The sequence below is a fragment of the Mesorhizobium sp. M8A.F.Ca.ET.208.01.1.1 genome (assembly GCF_004791315.1).
In the GTDB taxonomy this organism is placed as follows: Bacteria; Pseudomonadota; Alphaproteobacteria; order Rhizobiales; family Rhizobiaceae; genus Mesorhizobium.
In genome coordinates this window covers 318182-331595 of the sequence record NZ_SRUT01000003.1, presented here as the reverse complement: position 1 = coordinate 331595, position 13414 = coordinate 318182, and the positions used below count along the sequence as shown (strand labels likewise).

11 protein-coding genes are annotated in these 13414 nt (G+C 64.4%); 5 read left to right on the top strand and 6 right to left on the bottom strand.

The features are described 5' to 3' along the window. Window positions 1-2: 2 nt before the first annotated feature. The 5 genes from EN851_RS18315 to EN851_RS18295 all read right to left on the bottom strand — a co-directional run bounded on the left by EN851_RS18315 (window position 3) and on the right by EN851_RS18295 (window position 5548). Window positions 3-1082 (bottom strand): AAA family ATPase, encoded by a 1080-nt coding sequence (locus EN851_RS18315; RefSeq protein WP_135865188.1) that lies wholly within the window; start codon window positions 1080-1082, stop codon window positions 3-5. A gap of 20 nt (window positions 1083-1102) precedes the next feature. Then, window positions 1103-2542, bottom strand: a complete 1440-nt coding sequence (locus tag EN851_RS18310) for a DUF5691 domain-containing protein (protein ID WP_135929762.1) — start codon at window positions 2540-2542, stop codon at window positions 1103-1105. Beyond that, entirely contained in the window at window positions 2539-3924 is a 1386-nt protein-coding gene (locus EN851_RS18305; RefSeq protein WP_245520769.1) for an SWIM zinc finger family protein, read from the bottom strand. Before EN851_RS18305 ends, EN851_RS18310 begins: the two co-directional genes overlap by 4 nt. A gap of 183 nt (window positions 3925-4107) precedes the next feature. Continuing rightward, the gene (gene ftsZ / locus EN851_RS18300) at window positions 4108-5145 is read right to left on the bottom strand and encodes a cell division protein FtsZ (protein ID WP_135921256.1); all 1038 of its coding nucleotides are present in this window, start codon (window positions 5143-5145) and stop codon (window positions 4108-4110) included. Between the two features lie 88 nt (window positions 5146-5233). Then, window positions 5234-5548, bottom strand: a complete 315-nt coding sequence (locus tag EN851_RS18295) for a hypothetical protein (RefSeq protein ID WP_135929760.1) — start codon at window positions 5546-5548, stop codon at window positions 5234-5236. A gap of 42 nt (window positions 5549-5590) precedes the next feature. Between EN851_RS18295 and EN851_RS18290 the strand changes: the two genes are divergently transcribed. From EN851_RS18290 to EN851_RS18280, 3 genes are all read left to right on the top strand, one after another. Beyond that, window positions 5591-7651, top strand: coding sequence for a N,N-dimethylformamidase beta subunit family domain-containing protein (locus EN851_RS18290; protein WP_135929759.1), 2061 nt, complete (start codon window positions 5591-5593; stop codon window positions 7649-7651). Between the two features lie 187 nt (window positions 7652-7838). Continuing rightward, complete coding sequence (locus EN851_RS18285; protein WP_127870614.1) at window positions 7839-8537, top strand: GntR family transcriptional regulator; 699 nt, start codon at window positions 7839-7841, stop codon at window positions 8535-8537. 248 nt (window positions 8538-8785) lie between these two features. Next, a complete protein-coding gene (locus EN851_RS18280; protein WP_127870613.1) occupies window positions 8786-10141 on the top strand; it encodes a glutamine synthetase family protein in 1356 nt (451 codons plus the stop codon). A gap of 13 nt (window positions 10142-10154) precedes the next feature. Here the strand turns inward: EN851_RS18280 and EN851_RS18275 are convergent, their stop codons facing one another. After that, a complete protein-coding gene (locus tag EN851_RS18275) occupies window positions 10155-11006 on the bottom strand; it encodes a MurR/RpiR family transcriptional regulator (RefSeq protein ID WP_135929758.1) in 852 nt (283 codons plus the stop codon). Between the two features lie 169 nt (window positions 11007-11175). Between EN851_RS18275 and murA the strand changes: the two genes are divergently transcribed. Beyond that, window positions 11176-12432, top strand: a complete 1257-nt coding sequence (gene murA, locus EN851_RS18270; protein WP_135929757.1) for a UDP-N-acetylglucosamine 1-carboxyvinyltransferase — start codon at window positions 11176-11178, stop codon at window positions 12430-12432. After that, window positions 12429-13310: an N-acetylglucosamine kinase gene (locus EN851_RS18265; protein ID WP_135929756.1), complete on the top strand. Its 882-nt coding sequence runs from the start codon at window positions 12429-12431 to the stop codon at window positions 13308-13310. Before murA ends, EN851_RS18265 begins: the two co-directional genes overlap by 4 nt. Window positions 13311-13414 lie beyond the last annotated feature (104 nt).

Below are 13414 nucleotides of genomic sequence, written 5' to 3'. Positions count from 1 at the left end.
CGTCAGATCGCTGCGTTCAAGGCCGCGTAATAACCGGCATAGTCGGGCCGCTTCTTCAGCACCGTCTCCAGATATTCCTCCAGCACGAGCTTGTCCTGCACCGGATCTTTCACGATCGCGCCGACGAGGCTGGCGGCCAGGCCTTCGGCGCCGAGCTTGCCGCCATCGAACCATGCCGCCTGGCTGAGCCCGCCGACCATGGTCGCGATCGCCTCGGCCGTGGACAGCGACCCGGATGGCGTCTTCAACGTCACCTTGCCGTCCGATGTCGCGCCCGAGCGAAGCTCGCGGAAAATGGTCAGCACGCGAGCGATCTCGTCGCCGACATTCTTCGGCACCGGCAGGTCGAGACCACCGGCCATCTCGCCGACGCGCTTGGAGACGATCGCCACCTCCTCCGCCATGTCTTCGGGCAAGGGCAGCACGACGACGTTGAAGCGGCGCTTCAGCGCCGAGGACAATTCGTTGACGCCCTTGTCGCGATTGTTGGCGGTGGCGATGATGTTGAAGCCGCGTTGCGCGTAGATCGAGGTGTTGAGCTCGGGGATCGGCATCATCTTTTCGGACAGCACGGTGATCAGCGTATCCTGCACGTCCGAACCCATGCGCGTCAGTTCCTCGAGGCGGCAGAGCTTGCCGCCTTGCATGGCGCGATAAAGCGGTGTCGGCACCAGCGCCTCCTCGCTCGGGCCCTTGGCGAGAAGCTGTGCGTAGTTCCAGCCATAGCGGATCTGGTTTTCGTCGGTGCCGGCGGTGCACTGCACGATCAGCGTCGAGTCGCCCATGATGGCGGCGGCGAGATGCTCCGACACCCAGGATTTGGCTGTCCCGGGAACACCAAGCAGCAGCAGGGCGCGGTCGGTTGCGAGCGTCGCCACCGCGGTTTCCATCAATCGGCGACGGCCGACATATTTCGGCGTAATCGGCGTGCCGTCGTCGGCTTTCCCGCCGAGGAGATAGGTCAGCACCGCCTTTGGCGACAGGCTCCAGCCGGCGGGCTTTTGCCGATCGTCGTTACGCGCCAGCGCCTGCAACTCGCCGGCATAGGCCTGCTCGACCGGAAGACGGATGACTGCGTTCATTTGCTGTTCTCCGGATTTGATCATTTTCGAGATTCGGACTGATATTCGGCCAGCGCCGCGTTGAGGCGCAGCAAGCCGAGCGAAGGGGCTGCCGGCGGCATGCCGGCTGTTACCATCTCGTCGATCAGCCGCTTTGCCGTGGCTGACGTGGCAAGAAAGCCAAGCATTTCGAGGACGTTGTCGGCGGTCCGCCTGGCGGCGTCATCGCTTCCGCCAACGGCCGGACGCAGCGCCTGCAGGACCTGACCGAGGTCGCCCCATTCCACCCAGCCCGCCTCGGCGGCTTCAAGCAGGCTGAGCGAGGCGAGATATGCCGCGTCTTTCAAGATCAGCCGGACGAGGACCTGTTTTCTTCCGGTATCCAGGCGCGGCATCAACTGGAGCACGAAAAGCGCCGGCTTGCCGCCTTCCGCGACAAGCGTGTCGGCCATGTGCGCCACCGCGCCATCGCTGCCCGAGGCGGCCACCATTCGCGCGAAAAAGATATCGGCATTGTTGTCGGCGCCGAACTGCCAACCGGCGATGAATTCGGTTTCGCCAACGCCAAAGCGTGCGGCGAGATCGACGAGATTGCAGGTGCCGAACAATTCGGCGCGGCGCTGGTCCTGCGCCGGGGATTTTGGTTTCACCGGCGTGTAGGTCGCGCGACGGCGGATGAACCCGGATTTGCCCGCGCTGACGAAGGCAGCAAGTTCGGTGACCGGATCTTCGCCTCCGCCCTCACCTGGAAGGCCGTGCTGACCCAACCTTGCCAACAGCCGGCCGGCGAGTTCGCGCACCTTGCCTGAGCGATCGGCGGAGAGGCCCTTCAGAAACGGCACGTCATCCGGCCCCAGCCCGAAATGCATGAGTTGGATAAGGGCAAGCCTGATCTCCGCAGGCTCGCCTGATCCCTTGGCCTCGATCAGCAGTCGAGCCAAAGCCGGTTCGCGGCGGCGCATCTCGGCCAGTGCCGTACGCCGCGCCGCGGGGTAGAAATCATCCCAGTTTTGCGCCGTCAGCCTGTCTTGGCTGATATGGCTCTGCCCTTCGACGCCCGCCTGCCAGTCGACCCAGGGAGCATAGACATCAGGACTGTCCTGATCCGACGCGCCCGGCATCCAGTCCATCGGATGCAGCACGAGTCCATGGCTGGCGACAAGCGCCACCACCCGTACCTTGCCCCTTGTGTCGGCCGCCTGTTTGAGTGCGGCTCTGACAAGCGGCCGCAGCCGGTCGGGCAACATCGGCAAAGCGAGTGCTGGTAACGGGGGGCGGCGTTTCAGCGTCGATGGCGCGGCGGGCCGCAAAGCGATTTCAAGCGCTTGCGCGGCGATCGCCAGCAGCCGGCGCTCCTTCTCGTCGGGGTCCGAACCGCCGGCGATTTGCTGCCACGCCACCGGGGCCAGGTCGAAGCTCGCTCCGCCGGTGATCCAGCAGTCACGCATCGTCGCCAAGCCGATCTGCTCAAGCTCGTTCACGACAGGTCAAGCCTCCCGAAACTGCTCCGCGCCGCCAGGAGGTCGAGCCGGCTGCTATTCCAAAGCGCGACCGTGGCCGCGAGATCGATGCCGAGCAGGGTTGGACTGACAGCCTCGTTGATCGGCAAGGCGATGCCGTTCGGGTCGCCAGCCGCCTGCCACCAGGGCGCGCCCCGGTCGTCGAGCAGGATCGCACCTGGCGGCAGCATGACAGGACAATCGGTGAGCCACGGCGCGGCGTCCTGACAGGCAAGATGCGTAGCGAGCGGATCCGGTTCGCTCGATGCGACAGCAGGCCATTCGCCCGACGAAACCTCACCCCTGCGGTCCATCACCAGGGCACGCAGCGGCTGGCGTGACGGATAGAAGATCAGCCGCGCGTCGAAGCGGTCGCCTGGCGTGAAGGCGTTGGACCGGCGGCCGGCCGAAGCAGGGAAATAATCGAGCAGAAGCGCGAATTGCGGAGCGGCACTCCTGATATCGAGCAGCCAGGTCGAATGGCTGACGAGGCCATCGCGGCGGGTTTCGATCTTCTCGCCGAGAACCTCCCATGCACTTTCGACCTGGACCGCGTGGGGGCTGGCCAGAACCTGCTCGCGCGTTTCGGAAGTCGACACCAACCGCTTCAGTTCGGGATCGTCGGGCGCGGCACGCCAGGCCTTGGCCAGCAGCACCAGCTTGCCAAGTTCGCGGATCGCCGCATCGGGCCGTTCTTCGCTGCGCAGCGACATCAGCCGCGACGGAATCTCATCGAGACGGCCGGCAAGGGCCGTCGCCTTCATGTCGACCAGCCGCGCGGCAATCCGGCGGCAACGGTCGCTGCTGTTGTCGACAAATCCGGCAAGACCGAGCCGCAACTGATCCGATATCCACTGGTCCATCTCGTCCAGCGCCGCCGACACCGAAGATCGTGTCTCCTCGGCCCGCTTGCGCTGTGCCGCTTCGCGGCGTTCCACGGCCGCCGCGTCTTCCACCTCGGTGTTCTCGTCGTTCCGCGCGGCTTCACCGATGCTCTTGCCGCTGGCACCCGAGGCCTGTTGAGTGGGCGGCGGCGTGGTCTTCCTGCGGCGGCCAAGCCAATCATTCACCCACTCCGGCGTCGAATCGGCCGGGGTAAAACTGGTCGGCACCGTGGCGGCGATCCACATCAAGGCCAGGCTGTGCTTGCAGGGGAATTTCCGAGACGGGCACGTGCATTTATAGCCATGATCGCCGGTGTCGACGACCACACGATAGGGATTGGAGCCGGATCCCTGACACTCGCCCCACATAAGGGCCAGCGCTTCGTTCTTTTCGAGGCGTGGCCAGTTCGATCGTTTGGTCAGCTTGGAAGCGGCGCTCAGCGATGCCTGGTCAGGGGCAAGCGCCTCGATCGTTTTCAAGTCAAATTCCAAGCCGCGCCTCTGGTCGCCAGAACGAATGCCAGTTGCCAGTATAGATGGCCGTCTGTGACGGATTCTTGTAGCAGCGGCGGACTGGAGATCAATACAGGCGCTGCGTGCCGATTGTCTCTACCAGCCCGCTGCGCACGCAAAAAGGCGATATTGGCGAGGCCGCCAATAATCCTATTGGAGGATTCGTGTGGGCGCGTGGCCTGGATGGTCCCGCGCCATATCGGCATGGACCTCCCCCTCGGCCAGCGAACGATCGAGCCCCGTCGCCACCACTGAGACCCTGAACCGGCCTTCCATGCTCTTGTCGAAGATGGCACCGACGATGATGTCGGCGTCCTCGTAGACTTCCTCGCGGATGCGCGTGGCCGCCTCGTCGACCTCGAACAGGGTCATGTCCCTGCCGCCCGATATCGACACCAGGACGCCCTTGGCGCCCTTCATGGACATTTCGTCGAGCAGCGGGTTGGCGATCGCGGCTTCCGCCGCCTTCATCGCCCGTCCGTCGCCGGACGCCTCGCCGGTTCCCATCATGGCGCGGCCCATGCCGCGCATCACCGATTTGACGTCGGCGAAGTCGAGGTTGATCAGGCCTTCCTTGACGATGAGGTCGGTGATGCAGCTGACGCCGGAATAAAGCACCCGGTCGGCGATCACGAAAGCGTCGGCGAAGGTGGTCTTGGCATCGGCGATGCGGAACAGGTTCTGGTTGGGGATCACGATCACCGTGTCGGCGGCCTCGCGCAGCCGCTCGATGCCCTCTTCGGCCATCTGCATGCGGCGCCTGCCCTCGAAGGTAAAGGGCTTGGTGACGACGCCGACCGTCAGGATGCCGGCCTTGCGCGCCGCCTGGGCGATGATCGGAGCCGCACCCGTTCCGGTGCCGCCGCCCATGCCGGCGGTGACGAAACACATATGGGTGCCGGCCAGATGATCCATGATCTCGTCGAGCGATTCCTCGGCCGCGGCACGCCCAATCTCGGGCAACGAGCCGGCGCCAAGGCCTTCCGTGACGTGCGCGCCAAGCTGGATCAGCCGCGTCGCCTTCGACATGGTCAGCGCCTGCGCATCGGTGTTGGCGGCAATGAACTCGGTTCCCTGAAGCTGTTCCACGATCATGTTGTTGATCGCGTTGCCGCCACCGCCGCCGACGCCGACAACGGTGATCTTGGGTCTCATCTCGGAGATTTCCGGCTTCTTGAACTCGGCCATGCCTGCTTCTCCTTCGCCAATTGCGTGCGCTTCACGACCCACAAGCAGACTGCCCGTAGGACATTGCAATCGAGCGGCATGACGCGAATCAGTCCGTTCGGATGGGTACCCCAAAAAGCCAGAGAGCGGCCGCACGTGCAAGTGTGTGAAGGTCAAGTTTTGTGATGAAGAGGCCGACCTGCGAGAACGCGATTGTCCGGTCCCGGGTGATCGCGATACTGTCGTCGCGGATCAGGCGCCACGACGGATGCCTGGCGATGGCCGGGCGGAACCCGCCTTTGCCGATCGTCTCAATGGCCAGGACGGGATCTCTGCGGAGTTCGACATCAATCAAAGCTGGAGGGGTATATCTCCCTTCCAGAACCCAAAAAGGCATGAAAGAGTTGTCCAGTTTGCCACCCATGAGATTGCGTCAGCCGGGATTGCGGCGCGGACTTTCGCGGCGATGAAACGCCTCGTCGATCACGGCGCCATGGCCGTCTCAGGCTACACCGTTCCCTGGCATACAGCGGCCGGAACACCGGTCGCCCTTCATGTCTCGTCGTCGCGGCAGCTACGCGACGTGCAGGTCGTGCGGCTCGACACGCCCGCGGCCGAGCCGATGGACTGGCGCGTCGAGCCGACGGGAAATGGGGTGTCCCACCGCGATTTCGATCATGGATCCTTCCTGAAGATCGCGGCGGCGGAACTGGCCAAGGCCACCGAGATCGAAGGCGTCGCCTTCGAAGTGTATTTGACGCGCAACGATGGCGCCCGCGTGCTGTTCGAGAGCGGAAACCTGCGCCTCGGCTTGCAGGACGGGCGGCTGACGTCAGGCCACGACGGCAAGCCGCTCGAAACCGACTTGGCCTTGCCGGCAAAGACCTGGCTCAAGGTCGAGATTTCGGCAAACGACGGCGTGACCGTGCTGCGCATCGAATCGGACGATCTCCTGTCGCCGTTTCGCCTGCATCGTCAATTCGACCTCCCTTGGCGGCCCCTGTCCGGAGACATGGTCTTCGGGACCAGCGCGGCAAACGACCTCAGGTCGCTCAACGCCAAGTTCTCGGCAATCGCCCTGCAAACCGCGGCCGGTCGCATCGCCTGGGCGTTTCCTACTCTGCTGCCGAGCGGCCCGCTCGCTTCGACAGGCGCTGATCGCGGCCTCTTGCTGGAAACGGTCAACCAGCCCGCTTTCTGCATGACCTCGCGCCGCTGGGACGGGTCGAGTTTCGACCCCCGCCTGGTGCCGGCGCATTACGACGCCGTGCATTGCCACGACGACGACATGGGCGCGTTGCAGTGGCCCGCCTCCTACCAGTTACAGGTTCCCGCCGAGACGCCGTCCGGGGTCTATGCCTTCGAGGTCGGTCACGATGCCGGATCGGAGCGCGTCGTCTTCTTCATCACTTCGTCGGTGCGCCGGGCGCCACTGTTGTTCCTGGTGCCGACGGCCACCTATCTCGCCTATGCGGATGAATTCCTGCCGGCGCATCTCTACGAATGGATGTGCGAGGATCGCGGCCATCGCTTCGCGATCGACAACAATCTGAAGTCGCTCTACGACTACCACAGCGATCTCAGCGGCGTGTCTATCTGTTCCATCAGGAAGCCGAAGGCGACGCTGCGCGACGACTACAATTATCCGCTGTGCGGCTGCCCGCACAATCTGCCGGTCGACCTGCACTTTCTGCGCTTCTGCCACAGCAACGGCATTGCCTTCGATCTCATCACCGACCGCGATCTGCATGAGCGGGGCCTTGCCGGCCTGCAGGATTATCAGGCTGTCATCACCGGCAGCCATCCCGAATATATGTCGGTCGAGATGGAGCATGCGCTGCGCCAGTTCGCGGCGGCGGGCGGCAGCATCGCCTATCTCGGCGGCAATGGCTTTGCCGGCAAGGTCGCATTCAAGGACGATCTGATGGAACTGCGCCGCTCGCCGCTCGAGGCGGGCCGGACCTGGGACGGCCCCATCGCCGAACAGTCACTGTCGATCACCAACCAGCCGGGCGGCTATCTGCGCGCCAGTGGGCGCGGTGAATTCTCGCTGACCGGCGTCGCCATCTCGCTGATGGGTTTTGACGGCGCGCGACCCTTCACACGCACGCCGGAAAGCCATCAACCCTCGGCCGCGTGGTTGTTCGACGGCGTCACCAGCGAGACCTTCGGCGACGAGGGCATCGTGCTTGGCGGCGCCGCCGGCTACGAAGTCGATGCCACCGATCCGCATCTGGGCACGTCCCCCGACACCATGGTCATTGCCCGCGCGACCGGCTTCCCGGACAGCTTCGTCCATGATGCCACCCGTTGGTACGAGGGAGGTGACAGCGAGCGCGACGGCCGCCGCTGCGCGGAGATGACGCTGCGCCATCTGTCTTCGGGCGGCCTGATCTTCTGCGCGAGTTCGGTCGCCTGGTGCGGCGCCTTGCCGGCGGGCGATGCCATGAACGACGTCGGCCGGATCACCAAGAATTTGCTGACGCATCTGGCGGCGGAAAAGAGCCGGCAGGCCGGGGATCGATAGCCCGGAAAGGAAGGCAACCCACCGCACCGCGCCGGTTGGGGCAGTTGGCTTGCCGCGCAACGACCGAAGCGTCTATCATGCATGATCAATCGGCGGCTTGGGTGTTCCCGCCGTGCCCGGCTCAAGGTTTGTCCGCGGCGCGTGTCGTCAGGTCAATTTCAGAACGCATGAAGCAACGCCCCCGCCAATGGCCGACAGAACACATTTCGGTTTGACCGCCGTCGACACCGTGCCCTTGCACGAGAAGGTCTATCTGGAGCTCGTGCGGGCTTTGATGTCAGGGCAATTCCTGCCCGGCCAGAAGCTGACCTCGCGCAAGCTTGCCAGGGAACTGGGCACCAGCGACATGCCGGTGCGCAGTGCCTTCATGCGGTTGCAGGCCTTGCGGGCGCTGAGCCCGATGCCGAACGGCAGCGTCGAGGTGCCGGTGATCTCGGCCGAAAGGTTCTCGCAGTTGACCGCCGTGCGCACGATCCTCGAAGGCCCGGCGACCGAGCTTGCGACAAAACTGATCAACGGCAACAATCTGCGGGCGATCCGACGCCATTGCGCGGAATTGACCCTGGCCGCCCGCAAGGGCGACATCGGCGACTATCTCAGGAAGAACCACGATTTCAAATTCTCGATCTACCGTCATTGCGGCAACGAGCAGATGGTCTTCCTGATCGAGACGGTGTGGATGCAGGTCGGCCCGTTTCTCAGAAACCTCGCCATGGGGTTCGAGGACGACCTCTCCTCCATTCTGGACATCGACTATCACGAGGAAGTCGTCGCGGCGATCGAGGCACAGGACGGCGCGCGGGCGCGCGCGGCCATCGTTCGCGACATCGACGAGGGCGCCGCGCATATCCTGCGGCAGGCCAGGTTTCCGGAAGCGAGGAGCTAGACCAGGGTCTCCTGGACCCGTCACCAGATGCCACTTGGCTTTCCCTTGCCTTGCCGCTATGTTGCGATCGCAAATCGCGCAATTGGTTCCTGAAATGCCTCCTGACATCCCGGCTAATGATCTGAAAAAATGAAGGAAATTCTTCCGACTGATGTCGGAGATGCCTTCATGAACTCATCAGCTGTCTTGTCGTTAAATAGGGTGGCCGCCTCAGGCGCGGCACCGCAGGGAACCAGAGGTAACGGAAATTGAGCGATGCAATTGCGGACGTTCTGAGCTGGCTTGAAAGCAGAAACGACATCCAGAGCCTGAGGGCGGCGGTGTGCGACCTCAACGGCGTCATGCGGGGAAAACGCATCCCGGTAGAGCAGGCCCGCAAGGCGCTCGAAGGCAAGCTGCGCATGCCCTACTCGCTGATCGGGCTCGACATCTGGGGCGAGGATATCGAAGGCAACACGCTGGTTTTCTCGACCGGCGATGCCGACGGCCTTTGCCAATGGACGGGACGCGGCATCCTGCCGGTGGACTGGACCGCGCATCCGACCGCGCTTGTCCCGCTCTGGCTGGCCGACGAGAGCGGAGCGCCCTATCTCGGCGATCCCCGGCGCGCGCTTGCCCGTATCCTCGACCGTTACAAGGCGCTCGGCCTGACCCCGGTCGCGGCGACAGAACTTGAATTCTATCTGGTTGATCCGCAGTCGCAGCGGCCGGTCGGACCTGTCTCGCCGGTCACCGGGCGGCGTCTCGATTCCGACGCGGCATTGTCGATCGACGAGATCGACGATTTCGAGGCCTTCATCCACGACGTCTACGAGGCCTGCCGGGCGCAAGGCATTCCCGTCGACACGGCGATTGCCGAAAACGGCGTCGGCCAGTTCGAGATCAACCTCAACCATGTCGCGGACGCCCTGCGGGCCGCCGACGATGCGGTGTTGTTCAAACGCACGGTGAAGGGCATTGCCCGCAAGCATGGCTTTGCCGCCTGCTTCATGGCCAAGCCCTATGGCGACCGGGCCGGCAACGGCTTTCACGTCCATTTCAGCCTGGTCGACGCCGACGGTCGCAACGTGTTCGACGACGGCACCGATCAGGGCTCCGAAACCATGCGCAACGCGGTCGGCGGGCTGCTGGCGGCGATGGCCGAGAGCACGCTGGTCTTCGCACCGCACTTCAATTCGTATCGCCGCCTTCGCCCGCGCTCCTATGCACCGACCGCGGTCGCCTGGGGTTACGAGAACCGCATGGTCGCGATCCGCATTCCCGGCGGCCCGACCGGGGCGCGCCGCATCGAGCATCGCGTGTCGGGGGCGGATGCCAATCCCTATCTGGTGCTTGCCGCCATATTGGGAGCAGCCCTGATCGGCATTGAAAGACAGATGTCGCCGGGCGAGCCTACCGGGAGCGATGGCCAAGGCGCGGCGCCAGCCAAGCTACCGCCGGACTGGGCCTCCGCGATCGCCACTTTCGAAGGTGGAACGCATGTGGCGGAGATCTTCCCGGCGATCCTGCGCGACTCTTTTGTCGCCTGCAAACGCCAGGAGTTGAACACCTTTGCCCTCAATGTCAGCGACTTCGAGATCGAGACCTATCTCGAAAGCGTCTGAGTGTTTACGGCGATCATCCGGCCTTCAGCACCGAGACCGCCGCCTCGCTGTTGTGGACATAGTCGTTGGCGTCCGGCTGCCTTTGTACCAGCAGGATGAACAGAAGGTCGGTCAGCGTCAGCTGCGCGTCGCGCGCGGTGATGGAGGAGGAGCGCGCACGTTCCTCATCGGCGATGGTGTAGAGGCGGATGTCGGCGACGCGGCTCAGCGGATTGTCGTGCAGGCCGGTGACGGCGATCACCGTCGTGCCGCGCTTGGCTGCAAGCTCGGCGATGCGCAGGGTTTCGATGCTGGCGCCGGAATAGGAGAGCGCGAACAGCACATCGTCAGGCCCCAACGTCGAGGCGTTGGCCATCTGGATGTGACTGTCGCTGTCATGCAGCACATTGCGGCCGAGCTTCATCAGTTTGTAGGAGAAATCGCGCGCCACCAGAGAGGAGGCGCCGACGCCGACCAGATGGATGCGTCGCGCACCATCCAGCAGATCGAGCGTCCTGGAGATGACGCGCTCGCTGTTGGCGGCGACGGTCTGCTGCATCGACAACAGCTTGCTGCCGATCAGCTTCTTCAGGATGACCGCAAAGCCATCGCCGACCTCGATCGACCCGTGGATGACGCCGGCCGGCACCTGCCAATCCTGCGCCTTGGCCTCGCTGACGGCGAGCTTGAGTTCCTGATAGCTGGCATAGCCGAGCTTCTGGCTGAACTTGACGACGCTCGACTGGCTGCGGCCGATCTCGGCCGCGAGCGCCGCCGTCGACAGCCGCAGCATCTGGTCGGGATTGTCGACGATGTACCGGCCGATCTCGCGATCGCCGGGTGCCATGCCGTCGAGCTTCGCATTGATCCTGCTTAGGACGGACACCGGAATTCCTCGCTCTTCAGACTTGCAAGACGAGGAATAAATTATTCCAATTTCGATTGACAGCCAAGAACGCAGAATTAATTCTCAACTCGAACGGATCAATAGCCGGGATTCGGAGAAGGCTCCCAGGCAGATCCGGGGCGTGGCCCTCATCGTCAAGGTTTCAGTCATGGACAGATTGCGGATCGTCGGCGGACAGAGACTGCAAGGCGCGGTCACCATATCGGGCGCCAAGAATGCTGCCTTGCCGCAGATCGCGGCTTCGCTGCTCAGCCCCTATCCGCTCGAATTGACCAACCTGCCCGATGTAACCGATGTCGAAAACATGCTCGGCGTGGTGCGGCTTCACGGCGCCGACGTGGCGCGGTCCGCCCATGCCGCGACGATCGACACGAGTGACGCCGTTTCGAAGGAAACGTCTTATGACACAGTGCGGAAAATGCGCGCGACGGTGCTCGTCCTGGCACCGTTGCTGGCGCGCTTCGGCCATGCCCGAGTTTCGCTGCCGGGCGGCTGCGCGATCGGTGCGCGGCCGGTCGACATGCATGTCGCCGCACTCGCCGCACTCGGCGCCAGGATCGCCATCGAGAACGGCCTGATCGTCGCCTCGGCGCCGAACGGATTGACCGGCACCCGCATCGTGCTCCCCTCGCCATCGGTCGGAGCGACGGAAACCGCCATGATGGCGGCGACCACAGCCAAGGGCGAAACCGAAATCCTCAACGCCGCGCGCGAACCCGAAGTGGCCGATCTCGCGGCTTGCCTCAACGCCATGGGGGCGCGCATCGAGGGCGCCGGCACGCACCGCATCCTGATTGCGGGCGACACCAGCTGGCACGCCGCCAGGCACGACATCATCCCCGACCGCATCGAGGCCGGCACCTATGCGATCGCCGCGGCGATCACCGGCGGCCAGCTCGAACTCACCCATGCCCGGCTCGAACACATGGCCTCGGTGGTGCAATTGCTGGAGGCGACGGGGGTGAGTGTCTGGCCGGGCGATCGCGGCCTGATCGTGTCGCGCGACCGGCCGCTCAAGGCCGCCGACCTGACGACCGAACCCTATCCCGGTTTTCCGACCGACCTGCAGGCGCAGTTCATGGCGCTGATGTGCTGTGCGGAGGGTGCGTCGCTGCTGCGCGAGACCATCTTCGAGAACCGCTTCATGCATGTGCCCGAACTGATGCGGCTCGGCGCCAACATCAAGCTGCAAGGCACCATGGCGCTGGTGCGCGGCGGCGCGAAGCTCCATGGCGCGCAGGTGATGGCCACCGACCTGCGCGCTTCGGTGTCGCTGGTGCTGGCGGCGCTGGTCAGTGAAGGCGAGACAACAATCAACCGCGTCTATCACCTCGACCGCGGCTATGAGCAACTGGACCGCAAGCTGCATCTTTGCGGCGCCGACATCGAGCGGCTGGGCGCATGAATACCGAGGCGCATTATTTCCTCGGCGTCGATGGTGGCGGCACTGGTTGCCGCGCCCGCCTCGAGGACGCGCAAGGCATGGTGCTGGGACAAGGCCTGTCCGGCCCGGCGACGACGCGGCTCGGCATCGAGGCAGCCTGGGCCTCGATCGCGAAAGCTTTCGGCGCGGCGATCGATGAAGCAGGTTTCGCGCCAGCCGAGACCGCCCGCATCCATGCCGGCATCGGCCTTGCCGGTATCGGCCGCAAGGGCGCGCTGGAGGCGCTGCGGGCAATCGCGCATCCCTTTGCCAGCACCGATTTCGTCAGCGACGGCGTCGGCGCCTGCCTTGGCGCGCACTCCGGCAAGGACGGCGCCATCGTCATTGCCGGGACAGGCTCGATCGGCCTTGGCTTTGTCGAGGGCCGCGACCTGCGCGCCGGCGGCTATGGATTTCCGATCTCCGACGAGGGCAGCGGCGCCGACCTCGGACTGAAAGCCGTGCAATTGGCATTGCGCGCCCATGACGGCCGGCACGAACGGACCGCGTTGCTGGCGGAGGTCATGCAGCGCTTCGCCGGCGACCCGATGGAGGCCGTCGCCTGGATGGACCGCGCCAGCGCGACGGACTATGCCGCGCTTGCACCCATGGTGATGCGCCATGCCGACCAGGGCGACCCTGTCGGACGCCGCATCGTGCAAAGCGCCGCGGAACAGATCGACACACTGGTGCGGGTGCTGTTCGAAAAAGGCGCGCCGCGCGTGACCTTGCTCGGTGGCCTCGCCAGCCCACTCGAACCCTGGCTTTCCCCTGACGTGCGCCGACGCCTGAAGCCCGCCGACGGCGACGCCGTGTCCGGCGCGATCATTCTTGCCAAGAGGTCGGTTGGCGGAGCATAGGTCGACAAGATAGGAATAAAATATTCCAAACTTCGATTGACGATGTGAATATTGAATTCTAAAAAGTTAACAAAGAAAACTGCGATGGCGGACCCAGGATCCGG

What these genes read in the sequence shown, in the direction of transcription:
- EN851_RS18315 (WP_135865188.1), bottom strand. Translation starts at nt 1,082, where the DNA reads ATGAACGCAGTCATCCGTCTTCCGGTCGAGCAGGCCTATGCCGGCGAG.
- ftsZ (WP_135921256.1), bottom strand. Translation starts at nt 5,145, where the DNA reads ATGGCCGAGTTCAAGAAGCCGGAAATCTCCGAGATGAGACCCAAGATC.
- EN851_RS18295 (WP_135929760.1), bottom strand. Translation starts at nt 5,548, where the DNA reads ATGGGTGGCAAACTGGACAACTCTTTCATGCCTTTTTGGGTTCTGGAA.
- EN851_RS18290 (WP_135929759.1), top strand. Translation starts at nt 5,591, where the DNA reads ATGAAACGCCTCGTCGATCACGGCGCCATGGCCGTCTCAGGCTACACC.
- EN851_RS18285 (WP_127870614.1), top strand. Translation starts at nt 7,839, where the DNA reads ATGGCCGACAGAACACATTTCGGTTTGACCGCCGTCGACACCGTGCCC.
- murA (WP_135929757.1), top strand. Translation starts at nt 11,176, where the DNA reads ATGGACAGATTGCGGATCGTCGGCGGACAGAGACTGCAAGGCGCGGTC.
- EN851_RS18265 (WP_135929756.1), top strand. Translation starts at nt 12,429, where the DNA reads ATGAATACCGAGGCGCATTATTTCCTCGGCGTCGATGGTGGCGGCACT.